We start from the raw sequence: 25,033 nt of genomic DNA, 5'->3' as shown, positions 1-25,033 counted from the left end.
GATAAGCCTTGCCTGACATGAATCGACCAAGTCCTGTCAGAGTTAGACGACGGCCTCGCAGTAATGAACTGACACAACACATCAGCGTTTTCAGAAGATGGGAATGGACAGTGGGAAGTGCTTGAGCGAGCGCGCTGTGTAAGAATCGAATGGCCTGCATGGGATCGGGATCTTGTTTTTGTGTGGTGCAATACAAGCTGCCGACCCATGCAGGTCTCTTCAATTCCCAACTTCTTTATTTCTCGTAGGAAAAAGCGGGGATTTCTCAGGATCTATCCCATTTCTCGTTAGTTGTCACCAGCAACGACGTTTTATGCCGTGCCCCATGGAGCGGCAAGTCTCGGGAGCGAACCGACGATGGCGGTGCGTCAGTCGATATATGTAGCGGATGTTAGTCCGTCTTCGCGAGCAGGCTTGCTCCTACAGTGGCAGTGGGCTGGGGTTACTGGTCCTTCACGGCAATGCACATGTCCATTTCCAGCACGCCGCTGTTCTCATCGTAGGACGCCTCCACCGGGTAGCGTTCAAATCCCGGCCGCTGGTCGTAGGCCAATCCGCTTTCCGGCATCCACTCTCCATACAACTCACCCCATGCCGCCGGAATTTCACTGGCCGGTCCTTTGAAGTGGGCAACGGCGTAGCGGCCGCCGGGCAGGTGGGTGACGGCAAATGGGTAGTTGGGTTCAAAGTCGGCGGTTACTTCGACGCAGGCGTCGTAGCGGCAGTATTGCGCAGGTGTGGTGCTTGGGTCGTCGTGGCCAATGCCGTAGCGCACGCGGTTGAGCAGGTTGTTTTCGATCATCCACGGGGCGACGGTTTCGCGCCAGAAGGTGCCGATTTCAGGGCCGTAGGGGCCGGTGTAGCGCAGGTAAGCAACGCGGACTGGGGGGAGGGTTTTCAAGGTGACGTTCATTGTGTGGGCCTTGGAGTGTGGTTCGCTGGAGGTGATGTGTGGCTGGGCGGGCCTCATCGCGGGCAAGCCCGCTCCCACAGGGGATTGGTGGCGTATGCAAATCCAATGTCGGAGCGAGCCTGCTCGCGATGGGCGCAACTCGGTGTTGTGATCTAGCCACCATGGCAGCAGGCAGCTGCGGCTTTGTCTTCGTAGCGGTCGTGATGCCGCACCCATTCCATGATCTCTTCTTCATTGCGGCCCTTGGGCGTGAGGTCGAGGTAGTTGTAGGCGCCGACCAGCAGGTCCAGGCCTCGGGCATAGGTGGAATAGGTGTGGAAAATATCGCCGGCTTCATTGCGATAAAACACGCTCAAGCCGGGGAGTTCTTCTTCGGCACCGTCGGTTTTTTCGTAGTTGTAGGTGGCTTTGCCAGCCGCCACCTCTTCGGCTCGGGCGGTGACGCCAAAGTCGTAGTTGAAATCGCAACCCTCTGACGACACCCAGTCGAATTTCCAGCCCATGCGCCGCTTGAAGGCCTGGAATTGGGCGAACGGCGCGTGGGAAACCGCCACGACGGCGATGTCATGGTGCGCCAAGTGTTGGTTGGCGCCGTCGATGTGGTCAGACAGGAACGAGCAGCCGGGACAGCCTTCGTCCCATCCGTCGGCGAACATGAAGTGGTAGATGACTAATTGACTGCGGCCGCCAAACAGGTTGGCCAGTTTCAGTTCGCCGTGGGGGCCTTGAAAGTGGTAATCCTTGTCGATTTTCACCCAGGGCAAGGCGCGGCGTTCGGCGCTGAGTTTGTCGCGTTCCTTGGTGAAGGCTTTTTCGTGGGCCAGGTGTTGTTTGCGCGCGGCGAGCCATTCTTCGCGGGACACGACGGGGTGATTCTGAATGTTCATTGGCTTTTCTCCTGCGGGGGGCGGGGAGGTGACTTACACAGCCTAGTCGTTTGGCCTGCGCCCGATTCGACATACCGCCGGTCGGTGCTGTTCAAGACCTCGGCTGAACGGCTGCGCGCGGCACCGGTCACAACCTAAGAAGGCCCTTTGAATCACGCGGTCCGGAGGTTGAATCAGGATGACGACTTATAACTGGGATTTGATTGAACGCTTGCTGCACGAAGTGCAGAACGGCGCCAGCAGTTTCACGCCGCGGCCCTATGCCGAGCAGTACGTGGCACAAAAAACGGCGGAGGGCGAACAGACGGAAAACCTGGATCACCTGAAAGCGGTGGCGGGCGAGTACGAAAAGTTACTTCTGCTACGAGGCTACATCGAGCCTCGGCCTGAGGAGCAGGGCGGCACCGGTTCGAATTACATCTTGACCCCGCGCGGCTCCAGCTTATTAAGCCTGATCGACAGCAGCATTCCGGGCAATGACCATCCGCGGCAGGTGCTGGATGAGCAGGACGATGCGCTGGATGAAGTGACGTTTGATCACGTCGCGTCTAAAGCGCAGATTGCCTGAAGACAGCGCATAACCCTATGGGAGCGAGCTTGCTCGCGATTGCGGTGTGTCAGTTAACTATGAGGTGACTGATGTACCGCAATCGCGAGCAAGCTCGCACACACAGGGGGGGTTAAGTTTGTTTGGCGGCCTTCAGGCACTTGAGGTCGTTGAAGTCTTTCCTCACACCTTCAATCTTTTTCAATAACCGCTGACGCTGGGTCGGTGTGCTCTCGGCCATCAGATCCACGATCAATCCCCGCGCCTGGGCTTCGGTATTGGCGTAGGCCTGACGGTAGGCCGGCGTCCACAAACTCTCGCGATTGACCAGAAGCGTCTCGATTAACTGTGGGAAATCCGCACTATGGCGCTGGGCAACGGCTGCGCTGAACTGCGTCTGCCAATGTGCGCGGTTGGCGATCCATTGCGTGTTCTGATCACCCAGGGCTTTCGACCAGGTGAGCACCCGTTGTTGCTGGGTGGGGCTCAGCGGACCAAGCCAGTCATCCAGACGCTTCTCCATACGGGCGGCACGCTGCTTGATCTGCTGATCCAGGGACGGTTTGAGGTATTCCTCTTGGCGTTTGCGCTGATCCTTGGCAAAGGCATCGTTCATTTCCGCGACTTGTTTGTCATCCAGCCCCTGCAACAACTCGATGGCCGACGGGGTGATTTCCCGGGCGGTCTGGGCGATGGCGGCTTTGGCTTCCTGCGTGCGGGCTTGCAGGGCTGCGTCGGTGACCTGGTTGGTTTCGACCATGGTCTGCAAGCGGTCCAGCCAATCCAGGTAGCCCGGCAGTTGCGTGGTGCAGTGCCAGCTCAGGTGTTCCTTGAGGCGCTCGTTGAACCAGCCTTTTTGCTCGCTGTTCATGTCCAGGTAGTCGTTGAGCGTCCACGGAATGATCACGTCGAGGTTGCGGTAGGCCAGGCCCATTCGGCTGCACGCGCCGAGGGCGAGGACCAGGATGATCAACGTGGCGAAACGAACTGGCCAGTACGACATGGGCGGATCCTTGCGAATGCGTAGTTCTCATGTGAACGCTGGATGAGCCTGGCCGTTCAGCCGCTCAATAAAACGCGTGTTCGGCCTTGAGGGTGACCAGCCCGTCGCATTGGCTGTTGTGCCCGGAATAGGCCGAGCACTGGCTGCCGCTGAGGTTAGAGTCACTGTAGATCAGGTCCAGGTCGATGCCCATGAACGGTCGCGAAAGTTGCACTGACCAGTCGGTAAAACTGCCGACATACCCACCGTCGACCGTCACCGGTGTGTAGAGCTGGTGGGTGGTGTATTTCATGCTGATCCCGATGCCGAACGGTTGGTTGCCTCTGAGGTCGGCAAACAACGTTTGGTTCAGTTTGTCGGGGTCGTTGCTGAAGGCCGCCCCAAAGCGACTGCCGAGCAGGGTCAGGCCGCCGAAGAGTTCCTGGCTGTCGAGGGTGTCCACTTTCGGATAGCTGTAGTGGATCATGCCGACTTCGTAGCCGAGGGTTTGATCGAAGGGTTGTTTAAACCCGACGTAGGATTCGACTTCAAGGTTCTTGCCCGGGCTTAACCCCATGCTCGGTGCCCATTGGCCGACGTAAAAACCACTGTCGTGCGTCAGGTCGAGGCCACCATGGAATGAGCCGGAGCTGGACGGTTTGACCAACCCTTGGGCCATGCTGCGGCTGGGCGTGGTACCGAGCTTGAGGTCGAAATCGCCCAGTTCACGCTGAAAGATTTGTGCATTGGCGAGCGAACTCGACAACAGGAGACTGAGTAATAAAAAAGTGGGTTTGAGCATGCGTCACTCCATTGACAGCGAGGAGCAGGAATCGAAAACCTACCGAAACGCTTGTTCTAGACGTGTGCAAGGATACCGGCGAATGCTCGGCATGGTGGGCCGTTCGTCGATTTTTGGAAGGATGGGAGTATCGGGGTGTTGCGGGAGGGTTCCAGTCCAAGCGCTTCGAAGCTCAAAGCGCCTATGGACCAGTTGCTGCGGGGGTGTTATTTCTTGCCCAAAGTGATCTGCTTGGACGGGCCGAACGTCTGGCCGCTGACGCCTTTGGCAATTTGCTGAATTTCACCGCCGGACTTGAGGAACGCAGCGATCTGGCTGTTGATCGATTCGCTGGTTTCAACGGCTGGAGCTGGCTTTGCTTTGCTGTTGGATGCTTTTACACGCATGGCGGCCATTAACCTGTAGAAAATTAACTTGGCCAGGCATCGTACAGGAAATACTTGACAATTGCTTGGCTAATATCCCCTCGAAATACGCATCGCAAGGCCGGAATTTATCCCGGGCGGTGATCTGTAATAGGTCTATAACCCGCTGTTTTAACTAAGAACTTCTGCTCAAAAGAGGCCGTTCCTGGAGGGGGCTTGGAGAGGGCAAAATTACTCCGTCGGGCTGACGAGCGGCGCGTCCTTAGGGGCAACCCCCCAGGAAAATCAAAGCTTGCAGAGTATTTTCTTTCGCCACCGGGCCGGCCACCGAACGTCGCCCGCAAAACCGGGTAGAATGCCGCCCACGTAATGAGGGTATTTGAAATGGCTTTAGTCGGGCGTTACAACAGTTTGCAAGTGGTTAAACACACTAACTTCGGTTTATATCTTGACGGTGGGGCGGATGGCGAAATCCTTTTGCCTAATCGTTATATTCCCAAAGATATTCCAAGCGAAGATGAAGACTGGCTCAACGTTTTTATTTATCTGGACAGCGATGACAAACTCATCGCAACTACGGAAAAGCCGAAAGTTCAGGTCGGTGAATTCGCCAGTTTGAAAGTCGTTGAAGTCAACAGCATCGGCGTTTTCCTGGATTGGGGTTTGCCGAAGGATCTGCTGCTGCCGTACTCCGAAGAAAAACGTCAGATGACCGCCGGTGAGTATGTGGTGGTGCATGTCTACCTCGACAAGCACACCCGTCGCATCACCGCGACCGCGCGTCTGGATCGCTACCTGGACAAGACCCCGGCCAACTACACCCCGGGCCAGGAAGTTGATTTGCTGGTGGCCGAAGCGACCGACATGGGCTTCAAGGCAATCATCAACAACAAGCACTGGGGCCTGATCCACAAGAACGAAATCTTCAAGTTCATGCGTGCCGGCAAAGAAGAGAAGGGCTTTATCAAAGAAGTCCGTGCCGACGGCAAGATCAGCCTGAGCCTGCAACCGGTGGGTGAAGAAGCTGCGACCAGTCTCAACTCGAAGATCCTGGCCAAGTTGCGTGAAAACAACGGCAGCCTGCCCGTCAGCGACAAAAGCGATCCAACGGTGATCAGCAGCATGTTTGGCGTCAGCAAAGGCAACTTCAAAAAGGCCATCGGTGCGTTGTACAAGAATGGCCAGATCGTGATTCACGCGGATCGCATTGAACTAAGCTGACCCCGCACCGCCCGTCCAGCCCGTAGCAGCTGTCGAGCCCCAGCGAGGCTGCGTCCGGCTGCGAAGCGGCCGTAATTTCAGACGATGCGGTGTTTCAGAAAGTCCGCGTGTACAGGATTTACGACTGCTACGCAGCCGGACGCAGCCGGACGCAGCCTCGCTGGGGCTCGACAGCTGCTACAGGGGGTCAGCGCCGGGCTTTCGTATTCTACTGCCGAGTTTCTGCCATGGATTGTGTTGTCGAGGTGTCACGGTGAGCGCCAGCCGGCGTAGCGCCGACGGGTTTGCCCTGCAGGTGATGATCGGGTTGTGCCTGATCTGGGGCGTGCAGCAGGTGATGATCAAGTGGGCGGCACCCGACATCGCGCCAGTCATGCAGGCGGCGGGGCGGTCAGGCATTTCCGCATTGCTCGTAGGATTGCTGATCTGCTGGAAGGGCGGCTGGGATCAGGTCGGCACGACCTGGCGCGGTGGTTTGCTGGCCGGTGTGCTGTTTGGTCTGGAGTTCTTCTTCATCTCCGAAGGTTTGCAACTGACCACGGCGGCGCACATGTCGGTGTTCCTTTACACCGCACCGATTTTCACCGCGCTGGGCGTTCACTGGTTGTTACCCAGTGAACGTTTAAGGCCTGTGCAGTGGCTGGGGATTTTCCTCGCCTTCGTCGGAATCGCCATCGCGTTTGCCGGTGGTGTGTCCTGGGACAATCTTGATCACCGCATGTTGATGGGCGATGCGCTGGGCGTACTGGCCGGCGCAGCGTGGGGCGCAACCACGGTGGTGGTGCGCGCTTCGCGGCTGTCGGAAGCGCCGGTGACGCTCACCTTGTTCTATCAATTGATCGTCGGTTTTGTTGGCCTGATCCTGATCGCCATCCTGAGTGGTCAGGTTACTCACGTCAGCCTGACCCCCGTGGCGGTGGCCAGTGTGTTGTTCCAGGGACTGGTGGTGTCGTTCTTCAGCTACTTGACCTGGTTCTGGCTGTTGCGGCGTTATCTGGCGGCGAACCTGGCGGTGTTTTCGTTCATGACGCCGCTGTTCGGCGTCACGTTCGGTGTGGTGTTGCTGGGTGAAGAGCTGAGCCTCAATTTCGTCATTGGCGCGGTGCTGGTGCTGCTCGGCATCACGTTTGTCAGCGCTGAGCAGTGGGTGCGCCGTCGGTTGCGCAAAGCCCTTGGGCAGCACTGACCGGACGCAGTAACAATCCCCCCGCAACGACCAGCCCGGCACCGGCGAACACCAGCGCTGGCTGCAAACCCCCGCTGAAATGGCTGCTGAGCGCGGCCAGCAAAGGCCCGGCGAGTTGACCGACGGCGAAGCACGCGGTCAGCATCCCGGCGTTGCGCTGGGTGGCATGGGGGGCCAGTTCGCGGGAGCGTTGCATCACCAGTTGCATGCAGGCCAGGAACGGCGTGCCGCACAGCAACACGCCCAGCGCCAACCCCGCACCGCTGCCCAACAGGCAAGCGAAGACCCCGACAGCTTGCAGCCACAAAGTGATCATCAGCCAGTGGCGGGTGCCATTCATGGATTGTCGACGCAGGCTCACCAGCACTACGCCGACCGCCGACGCCAGGCCGAAGCATGGCCAAAACAGGTCAGCCTGCCATTGCCCATGAAACTGCGCGTTGGCCATTTGTGAGAGGAAAGTGGCGGGGATGATGTAGCCCAGACCGTACAAGCCATAAATCAGGCCCAATCGAGCGATACCCTGATTGCCAGAAGGGGCCGGGTTTTGCACCGTGCTCACGGTGGGCGCAGGTTGTGGAAGGAACGGCAGAATCCCCAGCAGCATCACCAGCGCAACACCGGCATACACCAGCCATAACGTGGCGGAAGTCTGCTGCATCAAGTTCGACCCCAAGGCCAATAAACCCGTGAGAAAAATCCCCAGACCCGGCCCGGCAAATACCAGGGCGCCCAATCGTGGACGCCCGGCCGCTGCCGCCAATGGCTGGCTCAGCGCGGTGATCATGACCAACACCCAGGCGCTGGCCACGCCGGTGCCGAAGCGCAGCAGCAAATGCGACCAGAACCCGTTGGCCCAGAACGACGCCAGGGTCAGCAGCACACAGAGCCACAACCCTCCCAGCAGACGCTGACGGACTTGCGTCGGCCGGCGGGAGAACATGGCATCCAGCGCGCCGAGGAAGTAGCCAAGGTAATTGGCTGCGGCGATCAGCCCGGCCGCGGTCAAGTCGATCTGACCTTCGCTGAGCAAGTGCGGCATTTGTGGGGTGAGGGCAAAGCGCCCGATGCCCATGGCCATCATCAGGGCGATAAAACTGGCGGACAAGCGAATCAGAGGGGACATAGCCTGAGTTCCAATCGGAGATCAATGACCGTCAGGCTAGGGCTGATTGACTTTCTTTAAAAATGAATAATAGTGAGCAACTTGTTCTGTATTGGAGAATATCGTGGAGTTCAGCCAACTGCGGATCTTCCAGGCCGTGGCACAGGAGGGTTCGATTACCCGTGCCGCCGAACGTATGAACCGGGTGCCGTCCAACCTGTCGACGCGGCTTAAACAGCTTGAGGAGCAACTCGGCGTAGAACTCTTCCTCCGCGAGCGTCAGCGTTTGCAGTTGTCGCCTGCGGGAAAAATCCTGCTGGACTACACCGCCAAGCTGTTCAACCTGCACGACGAAGCCCAGGCGGCAGTGCAAGGCGGGCAACCGGCCGGGGACTTCGTGCTTGGCACCATGTACAGCACGGCGGCGATTCATCTGCCGGGATTGTTGGCGCGTTACCACCGCCGTTACCCGGCGGTAAATCTGCAAGTGCAATCCGGGCCGAGCGGCGAACTGCTTGAAGGCTTGCTGACCGGCAGGCTTGATGCAGCGCTGGTGGATGGCCCGCTGGAGCTTGCTGGGCTGGACGGTGTGCCCTTGTGCGACGAACGGCTGGTGCTGATCACAGAGGCCGATCACCCGCCGGTGCACAGTGCGCTGGATGTGGAAGGGCGCTCGGTGTTCACCTTTCGCCAGGGCTGTTCCTACCGGATGCGCCTGGAGGCCTGGTTCGCGCATGACCGTGCCGCCATGGGCCGGGCGATGGAGATCGAATCCTATCCGGGCATGCTTGCCTGCGTGATTGCCGGCTCGGGCGTGGCGTTGATGTCCGAATCGATGCTCGCCAGCCTGCCGGGCCGTGAAAGCGTCGCGGTGCATCCGCTGGCCGAGCCGTTCGCCCGTGCGACGACGTGGCTGATGTGGCGCAAGGGGATGGTCGGGGCCAACTTGAACGCCTGGATCGAGCAGCAGCAGACGGTCTATCCGTTGGCGCCGGTTCCAGCGCAGGCGCTGGCTTGAACGATCGGTCAGGTATTCTGTTCAATTCAGTAACAGATCATTGCGACTTTTGATGAGCATTGCGTAGGACTTCGGACTATTATCAGTGCGAAGCGGCCTCAGAATTCCGGTCGCTCGGCACTACCCTGAAGGGGGCACCATGAAAGAGAAAATCCAAAACTGGCTGCATGACCTGGGTGTCGCACTCGGTTTGATCGAACCGCCTCTGCAACCTGTGCCCATCCGTACGGACGACGAACAGCGCCGACGCCAGCCACGCCGCCGGTAATGGCGATGCGGCCGGTGTAGCAGCTGTCGAGCCTGCGAGGCTGCGTTCGGCTGCGCAGCAGTCGCAATCCCTGCACGCAGGATCTGAACCCACCGACGGCTTCGTCTGAATGTGGCTTGCGCCGAACGCAGCCTCGCGGTGCTCGGCAGCTGCTACAGGGTTCAGATGCGTTCCTGAGACCGGGCACACTCAATGCCGCCCGATCTCAATCAAAAACCGGCTCAAGTCATTCGCCGTCCTGGCGGTCTTGAGCATCTGGTCTTCCTCGGCGGTAAACGCCGTCAACCCCAGCTCATCTTCCAGATGGAAGATCAGATCTTCGATATCCGCTTTATCCAGACCCAATTGCGCCAGACTGGCGTTGTCGTCGAAGTCTTGCCGACCTTCCAGTAACCGGCTGATGAATTGGTGAACGGCGGCACGCACGACGGCTCTTTTCATGGAAATTCTTCAAGGGCGTTATTGTTGTTTTCCCTGCGCTTGAGTACAGCAGGCTTCAGCCGTGCAAGCGCTGCCACTCGTCAATCATCGTGCGCAAATGTTCCCCGGAAAAACTGCCGAAATGCCCGCCATGCACGGTACGGATCGGCATCGCGCGCAAGCGTTGCAGGCTGCGGGCATAGTCGTCGAGGTTGGAGTGGTAGGCGTCTTCGATCAGCGGCCCGTCGTAAATGATGTCGCCGCTGAACAGCGTCTCGGTCGCCGCTTCGTAGAGGCTGATGCCGCCCGGTGAATGCCCCGGTGTGTGCAGCACTTGCAGCACGCGATCCCCCAGGTCCAGCACATCGCCTTCTTCAATCATGCCCGTGGCCGGCGCGGCTTTGACCCGGTATTCGGCGTAGCACAACGGGCAATCGGGGTGGGCTTCGAACATGTCATCGCCGACAAAGGCTTTGCTCAGATCGTTGTCGCCGTCGGGCGCGGCGAGGATGTCCGCTTCAGCCGGATGCACCAGCCGTTCTGGGAATTCGTGATGCCCGGCGATGTGGTCGAAATGGCAATGACTGGCCACCGCCACCAACGGCCGCTCGGTGATCCACGGCAGTTGCTCGCGCAGGCTGACCAGTCCGGAGCCGCTGTCCAGCAGCAGATCCTTGTCACGCCCCTGAATGTGCCAGAGGTTGCAGCGGTAGAAAGGGCGGATGTAAGGCTCGTGAATCAGGCGGATGCCATCGCTGAGCTGTTTCACCTCGAACCACTGATCGCGGCTGACGATCTTCATAAGCAGTTTTCTCCAGACGAAAAAAAACGGGTGTGGCAACCGACGCCACACCCGTCGAAGAAAGCATCAAGTCGTTATGTTCAGCTTAGGCGGCGTTCGCCACCAAGGCTGGGCGGCGGGACATCAAGCTCACCAGCACGAAACTCACCAGGCCTACACCGAGGCTGTAGTAGATCGGGGTGTTGGCGTCCAGGCCGTCTTTGAACATGAACACCAGCGCGGTGGTGAAGCCCATGCCCATGCTGGCGATAGCGCCGGCGGTGTTTGCACGTTTCCAGAAAATCGCACCGATCAGCGGGATCAGCATGCCGCCCACCAGCAGGTTGTAGGCCAGGGTCAGGGCGCTGATCACGTCGTTGACCACCAGTGCGATGCCAAGCACCACGATACCGGTCAACAGGGTGAACAGGCGGTTGATGCCCAGAGTCGACTGTTTACCGCCGCGCAGTTTCGGCAGCAGGTCTTCGGTCAGGGTGGTAGCAGCGGCGAGCAGGCCGGCGCTGGCGGTAGACATCATGGCAGCCAGGGCAGCCGCAATCACCAGACCACGAATACCGTCCGGCAGGGACAGTTTGACGATGGCGGCGAAGGCGTTGTTGACGTTGTCCAGGTCCGGGATCAGCACATGAGCGGCCATGCCGATCAGGGCGCAGGCCAGTCCGTAAAGGATGCAGTAGAAGCCTGCGAATGTACCGGCAACCTGAGCCACTTTAGCGGTCTTGACGGTGAACACCCGTTGCCAGATGTCCTGACCGATCAGGATCCCGAAGAAGTAGATCATGAAGTAGGTGATGATGGTGTCCCAGCCGATGGTCGTGAAGCTGAAGTTCGACGCCGGCAGCTTCAACACCAACTCATCCCAACCACCGACGCGGTACAGGCAGATTGGCAACAGGATGAACATCAGGCCCACGGTCTTGATGACGAACTGGACGATGTCGGTCAGGGTCAGGGACCACATGCCGCCGATCGCCGAATAAATCACCACCACGCCACCGCCGACCAATACCGATAGCCAGAACGGCAGGTCGAACAGCACTTGCAGCACGGTGCCGATTGCCAGGATCGAGACCACGCCGATCATCAGCGCATACGCCAGCATGATCACCGCGCTCGCGGAGCGGGCCATCGGGTTGTAGCGTTTTTCCAGCACCTGGGTAACGGTGTAGATCTTCAGTTTCAGCAGCGGTTTGGCGAGGAACAGGTTCAGCGCCACGATCCCGCAACCGAGGGCTGCGCACAGCCAGAAACCGGAAATGCCATGCACATAACCCAAACGTACGGTGCCGACAGTGGAGGCGCCGCCCAGAACGGTGGCAGCCATGGTGCCCATGTACAGGCTCGGGCCGAGGTTACGACCGGCGACCAAAAAGTCTTCGTTGGTCTTGGCCTTGCGCATGCCGTAATAGCCGAGTATCAGCATCGCGGCGGCGTAGATGAGTACGACGAATAAATCCAAAGCCATTGTTGCGTGTCTCCAATTGTCTTTTTTATGGTGAAGCAGAAATCAATCCCTGTGGGAACATCAATCCCTTGTGGGAGCGTGGCTTGCCCGCGATGGGGGCGCCGCGGTCCGTCAGGCAGACCGCGTCATCGTTCATCGCGGGCAAGCCTCGCTCCCACAGGTACTGCATTGATCACAGGTAATGCGTTGAATCAGGCAGCTTGTCGCATCGCTGGTTTAGCGAGCGAATGGGTGCCCTTGCTGCGGGAGTCGTTCGGGCCGAACACCGCTGCCGTTTCCGGGAACAGGCTCAGCAGTGCCAGGTACACCAGCGAGGCCAGGCCCAGGGTGACCGGCAGGCTGATGTCGATACCGCCGGCCATTTCGCCCAGTGGTCCGACAAACTGACCCGGCAGGTTCACGAAGCACAGGCCGACGGCCGCGCTCGGGATCCAGGCACCCAGGCCACGCCAGTTCCAGCCGTGGGTGAACCAGTAACGGCCACCTTTCTCGCCACGGGTGAACACTTGCAGGTCATCCGGGCAATAGAAGCCGCGACGGACCAACAGGCCGATGATCATGATCACCATCCACGGGGTGGTGCAGGTGATGATCAGCACGGCGAAGGTCGACACGCTCTGCACCAGGTTCGCGGCGAAGCGACCGATAAAGATGAAGGCAATCGACAACACACCGATCAGCAGCGTCGCTTTAACCCGCGACAGCACGCGAGGGAACACGCTGGACATATCCAGCCCGGTGCCATACAGCGACGTGGTGCCGGTGGACATGCCGCCGATCACTGCGATCAGGCACACCGGCAGGAAGAACCAGCTCGGCGATACCGCCAGCAGGCCGCCGACGTAGTTGTTGGCCGCGATGTAGTCCGGCGCCTTGATTGCCACGATGGTCGCGGTGGCCAGGCCGAACAGGAACGGAATGAAGGTTGCGATCTGCGAGATCACCACCGCTGCCATGATCCGGCGCTTGGAGGTTTCACGCGGAATGTAGCGCGACCAGTCGCCGAGGAACGCGCCGAAGGAAATCGGGTTGCTCATGGCCACCAGCGCAGCGCCGATGAACGCCGCCCAGAAACCGGGTTGACCCATGCCGACGGTGCCGGCGTAGTTCACATCAAAAGGACCGGCGAAGGCGAAGACGCCCAGCAGGAACAGCAGGCTGGCGCTCCACACGGCGATCTTGTTGACCCACAGCAGGAAGCGGAAGCCATAGATGCAAACGGTCAGCACCAGAATCGCGAACAGACCGTAGGCCAGGCCCAGGGTCAGGTCGGTTTCCGGCAGGCCGATCAGGCGTTTGGCACCACCGATCAACGCATCACCGGAACTCCACACCGACAGCGAGAAGAAGGCGATGGCGGTCAGCAACGACAGGAACGAACCGACGATCCGTCCGTGCACGCCAAAGTGCGCACCGGAAGACACGGCGTTGTTGGTGCCATTGATCGGGCCGAACAGGCCCATAGGCGCGAGGATCAGCGAACCCAGCAATACGCCCAGCACAATCGCCCAGACGCCCGCCTGAAACGACAGGCCGAACAAAACCGGGAAACTGCCGAGCACGGCGGTGGCAAAGGTGTTGGAACCGCCGAAGATCATCCGGAACAAGTCCGTCGGGCCTGCGGTGCGTTCGTTGTCCGGGATCTGTTCGACCCCGTGGGTTTCAATTTGCGTAAGGCTTTGGTCGTTGTTGTTGTTATTCATGATCTGCTCCGATCATAAAGGCGCGCTCATCGTGTGTGAGCGTCGCCTGTTTGGCTAAGGGGTTGGCAGCCCTTCCGGCATTGCGGATAAATGTTCGTGGCAGGCCAGCCATAGGCCTTGTTGTTCTTGGCCAGACGTTTGTTTTTTGAAAACAATCGTCTCGCGCTCCTGGCTAAAGTGCTGCTCCCCTTGCATGCGCAGCTCGGTGGCGACGTCATGGATAAAAATCGCCGCATCACCCTGCAGGCTGACGAAGGCGTTGCTCGAGGTGCACGAAAGCACCTCAAAGCCATCCTCCGAGCGCCAGGTGTCCCACAACGCCTGATAGGCATCGCGTGACAGTAGAGGCAGCTCGAGGGTGTAGAACACGAAGCTGGCATCGGTGCTGAACGCACCGAAGTAGGCTTCGCGATCGTTACGGGCAAACGCCGACACCAGATCGGCGGCGGCTTTCAGAACCTGATCACGTTCGTTCACGACCATTCCTCAGCGGTGGACCACGCCTGGCAGTACGCAGAGCATTTCGTACAGCAGGTTGGCGGCCAGCAGCGAGGTGTTGCCGGTGGTGTCATAAGCGGGCGAGACTTCTACCAGATCGCAACCGACCAGGTCGAGGCCTTGGCAGCCGCGAACGATTTCAATCGCCTGAATGGTCGTCAGACCGCCGATTTCCGGGGTGCCGGTACCCGGTGCCCAGGCAGGGTCGATGCCATCGATGTCGAAACTCAGGTACACCGGGCCGCCACCGACTTTCTCGCGAACTTCGGCCATCAATGGGGCCAGGGATTTGTGCCAGCACTCTTCGGCCTGAACCACACGGAAGCCCTGGTTACGGCTCCAGTTGAAGTCGTCAGCGGTGTAACCCTGAGCGCGCAGGCCAATTTGTACGACACGATCGCAATCGAGCAGGCCTTCTTCGACAGCGCGACGGAAGGTGGTGCCGTGAGCAATTTTCTCGCCGAACATGTGATCGTTCACATCGGCGTGAGCATCAATGTGCACCAGGCCGATCTTGCCGTGCTTTTTATGAATGGCACGCAGGATCGGCAGGGTGATGGTGTGGTCGCCGCCCAGGGTCAGCGGGATCACATCGTGTTCGAGGATCTTGTGGTAAGACTCTTCGATGATCCGTACTGCGTCCAGCAGGTTGAACGTGTTGATCGCAATGTCGCCGATGTCGGCCACCGACAGCGAATCGAACGGCGCAGCGCCGGTCGCCATGTTGTACGGACGGATCATTACCGATTCCGCGCGGATTTCGCGAGGTCCGAAACGGGTGCCGGGGCGCAGCGAGGTGCCGATGTCCAGTGGCACGCCAACGAAGGCAGCGTCCAGACCGGCAGCAGTATCCAAATGGGGAAGGCGCATCATGGTGGCGATGCCGCCAAAGCGCGGCATTTCATTGCCGCCCAGTGGTTGGTGAAGAATCTTGTCCACGGGTAGGGCCTCATCGTCGTTGTTTTATTTATGTCGGATGCGCAGGTCAGGACAGACACAGGCTCCGTTGTGGGGCGATTCTGCGAAATGTAGTGGCCGGGAAGAATCGCTACGGGCAAATACTTAGTTCAGATTTTTCTAAACTAATGGCGGCGGTGGCGATAGACTCGCAGTGTTCCTGCAGCCGCTGATGAGCACCGCGAGGCTGCGTTCGGCGGTGTAGCCGTCGTAAAACCTGAATGCGAGGTTTTCCAGAAACACCGCATTATTTGATCTCACGACGGCTTCGCCGCCGAACGCAGCCTCGCGGTGCTCGTCAGCTGCTACGGGTTCTATGCCTGACTGTGTTTTTGCTGGAGAGCCCCCATGGCCAACGCTTTACCCGACCTGAAACTATTGCGCATTTTCGTCAGCGTGGTTCGCCATCAGGGGTTTGCCAACGCCCAGCAAGAGCTCAACCTCTCGACCTCGGCCATCAGCACCTACATGAGCCAGCTCGAAGCGGCCCTCGGCCTGGTGCTCTGTCATCGCGGTCGCGGTGGTTTCAGCCTGACCAGCAAGGGCGAGTTGTTTCATCAGGAAACCCTGCGCCTGCTCGGTGAACTCGAAGGTTTCGAGCAATACGCCGCAGCCTTGAAAGGTGAGCTGCGCGGCACATTGAACCTGGGCGTCATCGACTCCACCGTCAGCGACAAGGCCTTGCCCTTCGCCGAAGCCATCGGCGCCTACAGCCAGGAACACCCGGCCGTGCATTTACACCTGTCGGTGATGAGCCCTTACGAATTGCAACTCGGCGTGCAGGACAACCGCCTGGACCTGGCCATCGGTGCGTTCTCCACGCGCATGAGCGGCCTGGTCTACATGCCGCTCTATCGCGAGCAACACTGGTTGTATTGCAGTAGCCGTCATCCGCTATTTACCGAGCGGCGCATCCCGGAGCAAGTGATTACCCAGCAGCGCATGGTCGGCCGGGGTTACTGGAGCCAGGCCGAACTGGCGCGTCACGGTTTCAAACACAGTGCGGCCACGGTGGAGAGTATGGAGGCGCAGTTGATTCTGGTGCTGTCCGGTGCCTACATCGGTTACCTGCCGGAGCACTACGCCCAGGCCTGGGCGGACAAGGGTGATCTGCGCGTATTACTGCCGGCAACGTTCGGTTATCAGGCGCCGTTTTCGATGATCGTGCGCCGTGGCCGCAGTCGCGAACCGCTGATCCAGACCTTTCGCGATCTGCTCAAAGCACAACTGAATCAGGCTTGATCGATGTCCAGAATCCAGTGTCCCCGTTGCCTGCGCCCACAAACCCATTGCTTGTGTCCGCTGATCCCGAGCCTCGACAGCCGAACCCGGGTGTTGCTGTTGCAGCATCCAAGCGAAGTGGATCATGCGCTGAACACTGCGCGGCTGGCGGCGTTGGGGCTGAAGAATGCCGAGCTGATGGTGGGCGAGGTCTTCGAGGATTTGCCGACATTGCTGAATCAGCCGGGATATCAGGCGCGCTTGTTGTTTCCCGGCGAGGGCGCTCAGCCGATGCAAACCTATACGGCGACTGACGAGCCGCTATTGCTGGTGGTTCCGGACGGCACCTGGCGTAAGGCGCGCAAGCTGCTGCACCTCAATCCGCTGCTGGCGGCGTTGCCGAGGGTGACGCTGGCGGACGGCGCAGTGTCGCGCTATCGGCTGCGCAAGGCACCGGGGCCGGGCGCGTTGTCGACGGTGGAAGCGATTGTGCAGGCGTTGCAAACCCTGGAAGCGCCGAGCTCGTTCGAGCCGTTGTTGAAACCGTTTGAAGCGTTGATCGAGGGGCAGATTGCGGCGATGGGGGAGGAGACCTACCAGCGTAATCATGCCGACAGGTGATCGGTGTATGTGCGGGCCTCTTCGCGGCCCGCTCCCACAGTGTCCGTTGTGTACACAAACTCTGCGAACGCCACTGAACCTGTGGGAGCGGGCGTGCCCGCGAAGAGGCCGGTTCAGAATGACTACCTTTCCCGCATCGCCTCCGTCCGGGCTTTAAGCACCGGTTTCAGCAGGTAATCCAAAACACTTTTCTCACCCGTAATAATGTCCACCGTGGCGACCATGCCGGGAATGATCAGCAGCGGTTTCACATCCCCGCCCAGGTGGTTTTTGTCAGTGCGCACCTGAATCAGATAGAAGCTGTTGCCCTTGTCATCCGTGATGGTATCGGCCCCGATCAGTTCCAGCTTCGCACTCAACCCACCATAAATCGTGTAGTCGTACGCACTGAACTTCACCATCGCTTTCTGGCCCGGATGCAGGAACGCCACGTCCTGCGGTCGCACCTTGGCCTCGATCAGCAAGTTGTCTTCCAGCGGCACGATTTCCACCATGTCGCTGCCGGGCTGGACCACGCCGCCGATGGTATTGACCTTCAGCACTTTGATAATGCCGTGAACCGGCGACACCACGGTCGTGCGTGTCACACGGTCATCAATGGCGATACTCGATGCCGTGATTTTCGACAGGTCGGTGCGTTTCTCATTCAGCTCTTTAGCTGCTTCCGAACGGAAGGATTGTTCCGACTCGTCGATCTTGCTCTTGATCTCATTGATCGCCGCTTCGGCTCGAGGGATCGCCAGCGTCGTTGCATTCAATGAGCCGCGAATCTCCACCGCGCTGCGTTTGAGGCGCAGGATTTCCACCGGTGAAACCGCGCCGGTGCCCACCAGTGGCGTGGACATGTTCATCTCTTGTTGCAGCAACGCCAGACTGGAGCTGAATTGCCCCTGTTTGGAACGGAACTCCGCCAGTTCCTGGGTTTTTTGCCGAAGTTGTTCACTCAGGGTGCGCTGTTCGCTGGCGAGCCGACGTTGCCGCTGCTCGTACAGTGAGCGCTCGTCTTCAGCGACTTGCGGTGCCTTGGCAATCACTTCTTCTGACAGCTTGAAGGGCCTGCCCTCGGCTTCCGCCGACAGACGTTCAACCTGCGCGGTCAGCGCATAGCGATCCGCTTCGCTCTCGCCCTTGTTCGACAGAAACCGCGTGTCATCCAGGCGCAGCAAGGTGTCGCCCTTGTTCACCATTTGCCCTTCGCGCACGAAGATCTCGGTGACGATGCCGCCCTCCAGGTTCTGGATCACCTGGACCTTGCTCGACGGGATCGCCTTGCCTTCACCCATGGTGACTTCTTGCAGTACCGCGAACTTGGCCCAGACCAGTGCGCTGATAATCAGCCCGGCGGCCAACCATACAGTGATCCGTGACCCGCGAGGGGAATCCTGCAACGAGGCGCCGGCGGTTTCCGGCATGAATTCGCTTTCGGCGGTTTTACCGAAACTGCCGAAGTAGCCTCGCGGCTTCGAATCAGGGAGCGAGGTGTCGGATGAGGAACGGGCCATGGGGAGCTCCTAGACAGCCGCAGAGCCGACACGGCCCTTGCGCAGTGCATCGATGACTGCTTCCTTCGGACCGTCGGCGACGATCCGCCCGTTATCCAGCACCACCAGCCGGTCTACCAGGCTGAGCATCGAGGTGCGGTGAGTGACCAGCAGCAACGTTTTTCCCTGGACCCAGCCGTGAAGTTTTTGCCGCAGAATGTCTTCGCTGCTGTTGTCCATGGCGCTGGTCGGCTCATCGAGCAGCATGATCGGCGGATCGAGCAACAAGGCCCGGGCCAGCAACACCGCCTGGCGTTGACCGCCGGACAGCAACTGCCCGCGTTCACCCACCGGCCGGTCGAAGCCTTGAGGATGCTGGCGAGCCAGCTCGGTGACGCCTGTCAGTTCGGCGACTTCGAGCATCCGTGAATCGCTGACGTAGCGGGCGCCCAGAGTCAGGTTATCGCGCAGGCTGCCGGCCAGCAGCGGCAGGTCGTGGGCGACGTAACCAATTTGCTGGCGCAGGTCGGCGACATCCAGTTGCCGCAAGTCGAGACCGTCGAGCAACAACTGGCCTTCTTCCGGCTCATAGAAACCCATCACCAGGCGGGCCAGAGTGCTTTTGCCCGAACCGCTACGGCCGATGATGCCGATGCGTTCACCCGGCTTCATGCTGAAGCTGACGTTGGCCAGTGCCGGCGCGTTCTGGCCGTTGTAGTGGAAGGTCACGCCGCTGACCTCAAGGGCACCTTGCAGTTGCGTGCGTTCCAGCGGCCGCTGTTTGGCGTCACGCTCCTGCGGCAGCCCCATCAGCGCGTCAGTGCTTTTCATGGTCAGCTGTGCTTGCTGGTAACGGGTGATCAAACCGGCAATCTGCCCAAGCGGCGCGAGCACACGGCTGCCGAGCATGTAGGTCGCCACCAGCGCACCGACGCTGAGGTTGCCGGCGATGATGCTGTAGACCCCGGCGACGATGGTCGCCATGCCGGAGAACTGCTGGATGAACAAGGTGCCGTTGGTGGCCAGCGCCGAGAGGTTGCGCGCATGGCTGTCGAGGCGGGTGAGGGCGCCGTGGGTGCTTTCCCATTTGTGCTGGCGCTCGCTTTCGGCGCTACAGGCTTTCAGGGTTTCCAGGCCGCCGAGGGTTTCGATCAGCAAGGCCTGGCGTTCGGCGCCCAGGCTCAGGCTTTTTTGCACGGTATCGCGCAGGCGCACCTGGATCACCATCGCGAAGAGGATCGTGATCGGAAACGCCAGCAACGGAATCACCACCAGCCAACCGCCGAGCAAGCCGATCACCACCAGCATCAATACAGCGAAGGGCAGGTCGATCAGGCTGGTCAGGGTGACCGCCGTGAGAAACTCGCGCAGGCCCTGGAAGTCATGAATGCTCTGGGCGAAGCCACCGATGGTCGCCGGGCGTGCCTTCATCGACATGCCGGTGATGCGCTCGAACAAGGTCGCCGAAAGGATTACGTCGGTTTTCTTCCCGGCGGTGTCCAGCAAATGCGCACGCACGACGCGCAGCACCAGTTCGAAACCGGTGCCGATCAGCAAACCGATCGACAGCACCCACAAGGTCGAAGTGGCTTGGTTGGGCACCACCCGATCGTAGGTCTGCATCACGAACAGCGGCACCATCAACCCGAGCAGGTTGATCAAAAAACTCGCCAGAATCGCATCGCTGTACAGCCATTTCGACAGTTTCAACGTGTCGCGAAACCAGGCATGCACTCGCGGCACCAAGGGCGAGCGCAAGTCTTCGAGTTCATGGCGTGGCCGGGCGAACAAGGCCTGGCCACTGTAATTTTCGGCCAGTTCTTCACGACTGACCCATTGTTCGCCGCCGTCGGCTTCGCTGGGCAGGATCAACACCTGACCGTCATCGCCGAAGCGGCGCAGGATGGCCGTGCGGCCATTATTGAGGATCAACATCACGGGCAGGTTGAGGGCAGAAATGTCCCCCAGCTCGCGGCGCAACAAACGCGCCTGCAGACTGGCCCGGGCCGCTGCGCGGGGCAGCAGGTCCAGGCTCAAGCGTTGTTTGTCCAGCGGTAGCCCCGCACTCAGGCTGGCGCGACTGACGGTCGCGCCGTGGAGTTTGCAGAGGATCAACAGACCGTCCAGAAGCGGGTCATCGAAGCTCAGGCGCGGATCGACACCGGTGTTGCCGGATTCCATGCTGGTCACATTGATCGCTCCAGTGAGCTACTTCAATTCAGGCAAACGGGCTTCGTTCTTCACTTCGGTGGAGGCGATCGCATCGGCGGGCAATACCACCCGTTGCTTGCTCAGTAGCTGGCCCATGTTAGCCAGTACGCGGTACATCGAGAACTCCTCGGTATAGCGCACTTCGGTGTAGCGGCGGTTGGCGTTGTAGAGCTCGTTTTCACTGTCGAGCAAGTCGAGCAGTGTCCGTTGACCGAGGCCGAACTGATCCTGATACGCAATGCGCACGCGTTTACTGGTTTCGGCGTATTCGCGGGCGGTCGGGGTTTGTTTCTTCGCATTGACCATGGCGTTCCAGGCCAGGTGAATGTTCTCGTTGAGCTGGCGCAGGGCGTTGTTGCGGATGTCCATTGCCTGATTGATCTGGTGCGCATCGGAAGCCAGGCGCGCCTTGTCACTACCACCGCGGAACAGGTTGTAGTTCATTACTACACCCACGCGCCACTCGTTGTCATGGCCTTCATCGCCTTGCACGTTGTTGTTCGCGCCCACCGCGGCTTCGGCGTCGAAGCGTGGGTAGAACGGCGATTTAGCGACTTCGTACTGGCTCTCGGCCGATTGCACGTCCGCCTGGGCGGATTTCAGGTACGGGTTGTTCTCCACCATGCTCTGCTGGGCTTCCGGCAGGGTCGTGGGCACTTCGCCGCGGGTCGATGGCGGTGTTTCGAGCTCATCGGGGATGCGCCCTACAACGGCGTAGAAGTTCGACTCGGCGTCCGCCAGATCGACTTCGGCGGTGTCGAGGTTGTTTTGTGCCAGTGCGCGACGGGCGCCGGATTGATCGGAGTCAGCGTTGCTGCCGACGCCACGTTGGGTGCGAAGGCCAATCTGGTCGTTGACGCGCAAGTGGGCTTGCAGGTTGTTCGTGGCCAGGGTCACCAGTTCACGGCGCTTGAGGACTTCAAGGTAAACCTCGATGGTGCGCAGCGCCAGGTCCTGAGCGGTGCCTTGCGCGTAATAAGCGCGGGAGTTGGCCACGTCTTTGGTGCGCGCTACTTCGTTCGAGGTGTTGAAACCGTCGAACAGCATTTGCCGCAGGCGCAGTTCCGACTGGGTGTAATTGAGGGTTTCAGTGTGGTGATTGCCGAATGCCCGGGTGTTGGTGTTGTCGCTGTACCCGCGCCCGTAGGCGGCGTTCAGATCAACTGATGGATAAAAGCCCCCTTTGGCAACTTTCACCTGCTCATCCGCGGACAGGCGCGCGTCCACTCGCGAGGCCAGTTCCGGGTGGGTCGCGATAGTGCTCTGGATAGCCTCGGTCAACGACATGGCTTGAGCGCTGGAAGTGCAGGCCATGGCCAGCAAAACCGCGCTGCAGAGGGGGGTTAAAACGCGCATGGGTGCATCTCCCTGAATTCCTGATGGTGCTTATTAGTCGCCAATTATTTGACGGCATTTATAGGTAAAACCGTTTCACCCTTGTAACAACAGAGCTAAGAACATTCTAGAGCGTAGCTAAGAAATATTTTTCATAATCCTTATGCCAAAAAAAACTTATGCCGTCAGCAAAATCCAGCACATTGTTCAATACGAAAGCCCTTGAATTATGAGCTTTAGGGAGCTTGCAGGGGTTTTAACAAAAGTTCCATCCACTTATCGACATGGGGCGGGGAAGTGCTGAAGGGGAGGGAGGCGTAACGGTAGGGAGTGACGGTTTTTTGTCACTCGACTGGATCAGGACTGTTACGCATCGTTCATCAGGCAAATCGCGACACTAATGGGCCCTGAAGCCATTGATTGCATAGGGTTTATCCCACAGTCGCAAACATTGCCGTTGATCGACACGCTGGGCGAGTTCATCGCCAGGGCGGCGGTTTACTCCGGTAAACCCTCCCTGCAGGCGAGCCGCGCAGCCACCTGCTTTTAACCATGAGCACATTCTTCGCTGACAAACAGGATGCCGACGACAGCTGTTGGCAGCGGAGGAAATGCACATGGCTACGCTCATCGGTATCGTCAGTAAAGTCATTGGTCAGGTGTTCGCGGTTGCGAGCGATGGCACCCGGCGTGCGTTGGTCGAGGGCGATCGATTGTTCGCCGGCGAGCAACTGGTTACCGGAGCCGAAGGCGCAGTGGCCGTTCATCTGAAAAATGGCCAGGAACTGACCCTCGGGCGTGACAGCAGCCTGCAAATGACCCCGCAGCTCCTCGCCAATGAGTCGCCGCACGTCGGCACCTCTGAGGCGGTGACGCCGAGCGAAGCGCAACTGACCGATGTCGAGCAACTGCAAAAAGCCATCGCGGCCGGCGCTGACCCGACCCAGACCGGTGAAGCCACGGCGGCCGGGCCAGGTGGTTCGACCGGGGCGGCCGGCGGTGCTTTGGGCGGCGGCCACAGTTTTGTCATGCTCGAAGAAGTGGGCGGGCGGGTTGACCCGACCATTGGCTTCCCGACGGCTGGGTTTGGCAGCATTCCCGAATTCCCGGAAGAACGGCACAACGCCGATATCCAGAACGCCGACGGCACCCCGGCCGTCGTGGCGCCACCGCTAACTCCGACCGTCGAGGTACCTCCGCTAATCCCGGTCAACAACCCGGTCACGCTCAACGGCCTGTCGGTGACGGGCGGCGAACTGACCGTCAGCGAAGCCAACCTGGCTGACGGTTCTGCGAGCAATCCGGGCGCGCTGACTCAGAACGGAACGTTCAGCGTGTCGGCACCGGACGGGTTGAACAGCCTGAGCATCGGCGGCATCAATGTGATCAGTGGCGGGGTGGCCGCCGGTTTTCCGCAGTCGATCACCACTCAACTGGGCAATACCCTGACCATCACCGGTTACAACTCGCTCACGGGCGTGGTGAGTTACAGCTACACCCTCAACGGCAACGACACCCATTCGGCCGGCGATGGCGCCAACAACCTCAGCGAACAGTTCACTGTGGTGGCCGGCGATAGCAACGGTGACACCGCCACTGGCACGCTGGACATCAACATCACTGACGACGTACCCAAGGCGGTCGATGACGGCAACGCCGACACTGCGTCGGAAACCTTGCTGACCCTGACCGGCAGCGTCCTGCCAAACGACACTCAGGGCGCGGACCGCATTTCCACCGGCCCTGACAGCGGCCCGGTAATTGGCGGCACCTTCACCGGGACCTACGGCACCCTGGTGCTCAACGCAAACGGCACGTACACCTACACCCTCGACACCAGCGGTGCCGATTTCAAAGCGTTGCATGGCGGTGGCAGCGGCTCGGAAACCTTCACCTACACGCTGACGGATGTGGACGGCGACACCAGCACCGCCAACCTGGTGCTGCAAATCCACAACAACGATGACCCGGTCACGATTGACGGCCTCAATATCGAAGGCGCCGAGCTGACCGTTTTCGAGAAAAGCCTCAGCGACGGCAGCAGCCCGGACGCCTCGGCGCTGACGCAAAACGGCACCTTCACCATCACCGCGCTCGACGGGGTTCAAACCCTCGATATCGGCGGTCTGCATGTGGTCGTCGGTGGTGTCGCGGCCGGTTTCCCACAATCGATCGTCACGCCGCTGGGCAGCACGCTGACCATCACCGGGTTTGACGCCACCACTGGCGTGGTCAGTTACAGCTACACCCTGGTCGACAACTTGGCGCACCCAACGGCCAACAGCCCCGATACCCTGTCCGAGCAATTCGCGGTCACTGTAGTGGACGACAACGGCACCACTGCCAACGCCAACCTCGACATCAACATCGTCGATGACCTGCCTCAAGGCGTCGACGACAGCAACGCCGACACTGCCTCGGAAACGCTGCTCACCCTCAACGGCAATGTGCTGACCAACGATGTACAGGGCGCCGACCGCGTGATCACGGGGGAAAATTCCGGCCCGATCACCCCAGGCACGTTCGTCGGGACTTACGGCACCTTGGTGCTGAACGCCAACGGCACCTACACCTACACCCTGAACACCAGCGATGCCGATTTCAAAGCCCTGCACGGCAATGGCGACGGCACCGAGAATTTCACCTACATCATCACCGACTCGGACGGCGACACCAGCAGTGCGACGCTGGTGCTGCAAATCCACAACAACGATGACCCGGTGACCATTGATGGCCTCAACGTCAACGGTGGCGAGCTCACTGTCTACGAGAAAAACCTTGGCGACGGCAGCAACCCGGACACCCCGGCACTGACGCAAAACGGCACCTTCACCATCACCGCCCTCGACGGTGTACAGACGCTGGATATCGGCGGTCTGCATGTGGTGGTCGGTGGTGTCGCCGCCGGCTTCCCGCAATCGATCGTCACCCCGCTGGGCAGCACGCTGACCATCACCGGGTTCGACGCCACCACTGGCGTGGTCAGTTACAGCTACACCCTGGTCGATAACGAAGCGCACCCAAC

The 25,033-nt window shown here is 59.8% G+C and carries 23 protein-coding genes; 8 read left to right on the top strand and 15 right to left on the bottom strand.

What is annotated here, in order from left to right; genetic code table 11:
• Window positions 1-442: 442 nt before the first annotated feature.
• Complete coding sequence (locus C7534_RS31960) at window positions 443-901, bottom strand: AraC family transcriptional regulator (protein WP_256594865.1); 459 nt, start codon at window positions 899-901, stop codon at window positions 443-445.
• A 164-nt stretch (window positions 902-1,065) separates the two neighbouring features.
• A complete protein-coding gene (locus tag C7534_RS31955) occupies window positions 1,066-1,800 on the bottom strand; it encodes a DUF899 domain-containing protein (RefSeq protein WP_109788237.1) in 735 nt (244 codons plus the stop codon).
• A gap of 178 nt (window positions 1,801-1,978) precedes the next feature.
• Between C7534_RS31955 and C7534_RS31950 the strand changes: the two genes are divergently transcribed.
• Window positions 1,979-2,368 carry a transcriptional regulator gene (locus C7534_RS31950; protein WP_109788236.1) on the top strand — a complete coding sequence of 130 codons (390 nt, stop codon included), beginning with the start codon at window positions 1,979-1,981 and terminating at the stop codon, window positions 2,366-2,368.
• A gap of 112 nt (window positions 2,369-2,480) precedes the next feature.
• Here C7534_RS31950 and C7534_RS31945 read toward each other — a convergent pair whose 3' ends face one another.
• The 3 genes from C7534_RS31945 to C7534_RS31935 form a co-directional block, all read right to left on the bottom strand.
• The gene (locus C7534_RS31945; RefSeq protein ID WP_077430686.1) at window positions 2,481-3,350 is read right to left on the bottom strand and encodes a DUF6279 family lipoprotein; all 870 of its coding nucleotides are present in this window, start codon (window positions 3,348-3,350) and stop codon (window positions 2,481-2,483) included.
• A 64-nt stretch (window positions 3,351-3,414) separates the two neighbouring features.
• A complete protein-coding gene (locus C7534_RS31940; RefSeq protein WP_109788235.1) occupies window positions 3,415-4,131 on the bottom strand; it encodes a TorF family putative porin in 717 nt (238 codons plus the stop codon).
• 206 nt (window positions 4,132-4,337) lie between these two features.
• Entirely contained in the window at window positions 4,338-4,526 is a 189-nt protein-coding gene (locus C7534_RS31935; RefSeq protein WP_172668627.1) for a hypothetical protein, read from the bottom strand.
• Window positions 4,527-4,880: 354 nt separating this feature from the next.
• On the opposite strand from C7534_RS31935, the gene C7534_RS31930 reads away from it, so the two are divergent.
• Together C7534_RS31930 and C7534_RS31925 are read left to right on the top strand one after the other, a co-directional pair.
• On the top strand, window positions 4,881-5,717 hold the full coding sequence (locus tag C7534_RS31930) for a CvfB family protein (protein WP_046033354.1): 837 nt from the start codon (window positions 4,881-4,883) through the stop codon (window positions 5,715-5,717).
• 253 nt (window positions 5,718-5,970) lie between these two features.
• Window positions 5,971-6,903 (top strand): DMT family transporter, encoded by a 933-nt coding sequence (locus C7534_RS31925; protein ID WP_046033355.1) that lies wholly within the window; start codon window positions 5,971-5,973, stop codon window positions 6,901-6,903.
• On the opposite strand, the gene C7534_RS31920 is transcribed toward C7534_RS31925, so the two are convergent.
• Complete coding sequence (locus tag C7534_RS31920) at window positions 6,848-8,029, bottom strand: MFS transporter (RefSeq protein WP_109788234.1); 1,182 nt, start codon at window positions 8,027-8,029, stop codon at window positions 6,848-6,850. The two genes, C7534_RS31925 and C7534_RS31920, sit on opposite strands and share 56 nt — an antisense overlap.
• Window positions 8,030-8,132: 103 nt before the next feature.
• Here C7534_RS31920 and ptrR point away from each other — a divergent pair, with 103 nt between their 5' ends.
• Complete coding sequence (gene ptrR / locus C7534_RS31915; protein WP_109788233.1) at window positions 8,133-9,026, top strand: putrescine utilization regulator PtrR; 894 nt, start codon at window positions 8,133-8,135, stop codon at window positions 9,024-9,026.
• 139 nt (window positions 9,027-9,165) lie between these two features.
• Window positions 9,166-9,294 (top strand): PA1414 family protein, encoded by a 129-nt coding sequence (locus C7534_RS33090; RefSeq protein WP_003184145.1) that lies wholly within the window; start codon window positions 9,166-9,168, stop codon window positions 9,292-9,294.
• Window positions 9,295-9,483: 189 nt separating this feature from the next.
• Here the strand turns inward: C7534_RS33090 and C7534_RS31910 are convergent, their stop codons facing one another.
• The 6 genes from C7534_RS31910 to speB all read right to left on the bottom strand — a co-directional run bounded on the left by C7534_RS31910 (window position 9,484) and on the right by speB (window position 15,121).
• Window positions 9,484-9,735: a phosphopantetheine-containing protein gene (locus C7534_RS31910; protein WP_109788232.1), complete on the bottom strand. Its 252-nt coding sequence runs from the start codon at window positions 9,733-9,735 to the stop codon at window positions 9,484-9,486.
• Window positions 9,736-9,790: 55 nt separating this feature from the next.
• Window positions 9,791-10,516, bottom strand: a complete 726-nt coding sequence (locus C7534_RS31905) for an MBL fold metallo-hydrolase (RefSeq protein ID WP_109788231.1) — start codon at window positions 10,514-10,516, stop codon at window positions 9,791-9,793.
• Between the two features lie 85 nt (window positions 10,517-10,601).
• A complete protein-coding gene (locus C7534_RS31900) occupies window positions 10,602-11,981 on the bottom strand; it encodes a sodium:solute symporter (protein WP_109788230.1) in 1,380 nt (459 codons plus the stop codon).
• Window positions 11,982-12,172: 191 nt separating this feature from the next.
• Window positions 12,173-13,684, bottom strand: a complete 1,512-nt coding sequence (locus C7534_RS31895) for a purine-cytosine permease family protein (RefSeq protein ID WP_046033361.1) — start codon at window positions 13,682-13,684, stop codon at window positions 12,173-12,175.
• A 54-nt stretch (window positions 13,685-13,738) separates the two neighbouring features.
• On the bottom strand, window positions 13,739-14,161 hold the full coding sequence (locus tag C7534_RS31890) for a YybH family protein (protein ID WP_109788239.1): 423 nt from the start codon (window positions 14,159-14,161) through the stop codon (window positions 13,739-13,741).
• A 9-nt stretch (window positions 14,162-14,170) separates the two neighbouring features.
• Window positions 14,171-15,121, bottom strand: coding sequence for an agmatinase (gene speB / locus C7534_RS31885; protein WP_027925808.1), 951 nt, complete (start codon window positions 15,119-15,121; stop codon window positions 14,171-14,173).
• Window positions 15,122-15,487: 366 nt separating this feature from the next.
• On the opposite strand from speB, the gene C7534_RS31880 reads away from it, so the two are divergent.
• Window positions 15,488-16,381: a LysR family transcriptional regulator gene (locus tag C7534_RS31880; protein ID WP_007945995.1), complete on the top strand. Its 894-nt coding sequence runs from the start codon at window positions 15,488-15,490 to the stop codon at window positions 16,379-16,381.
• Window positions 16,382-16,384: 3 nt separating this feature from the next.
• Window positions 16,385-16,981 carry a tRNA-uridine aminocarboxypropyltransferase gene (locus C7534_RS31875; RefSeq protein ID WP_109788229.1) on the top strand — a complete coding sequence of 199 codons (597 nt, stop codon included), beginning with the start codon at window positions 16,385-16,387 and terminating at the stop codon, window positions 16,979-16,981.
• A 122-nt stretch (window positions 16,982-17,103) separates the two neighbouring features.
• Here C7534_RS31875 and C7534_RS31870 read toward each other — a convergent pair whose 3' ends face one another.
• The 3 genes from C7534_RS31870 to C7534_RS31860 are packed head-to-tail and all read right to left on the bottom strand — an operon-like array spanning window position 17,104 to window position 22,029.
• Entirely contained in the window at window positions 17,104-18,483 is a 1,380-nt protein-coding gene (locus tag C7534_RS31870) for an HlyD family type I secretion periplasmic adaptor subunit (RefSeq protein ID WP_109788228.1), read from the bottom strand.
• Between the two features lie 9 nt (window positions 18,484-18,492).
• A complete protein-coding gene (locus C7534_RS31865) occupies window positions 18,493-20,652 on the bottom strand; it encodes a type I secretion system permease/ATPase (protein WP_109788227.1) in 2,160 nt (719 codons plus the stop codon).
• 18 nt (window positions 20,653-20,670) lie between these two features.
• On the bottom strand, window positions 20,671-22,029 hold the full coding sequence (locus C7534_RS31860; protein WP_109788226.1) for a TolC family outer membrane protein: 1,359 nt from the start codon (window positions 22,027-22,029) through the stop codon (window positions 20,671-20,673).
• Between the two features lie 596 nt (window positions 22,030-22,625).
• Between C7534_RS31860 and C7534_RS31855 the strand changes: the two genes are divergently transcribed.
• Window positions 22,626-25,033 (top strand): retention module-containing protein (locus C7534_RS31855; RefSeq protein ID WP_146206230.1); only part of this gene is annotated, 2,408 nt, incomplete at its 3' end.

It is taken from the genome of Pseudomonas sp. OV226 (assembly GCF_003148705.1).
In the GTDB taxonomy this organism is placed as follows: Bacteria; Pseudomonadota; Gammaproteobacteria; order Pseudomonadales; family Pseudomonadaceae; genus Aquipseudomonas.
This window is presented reverse-complemented; position numbering and strand designations above follow the sequence as displayed.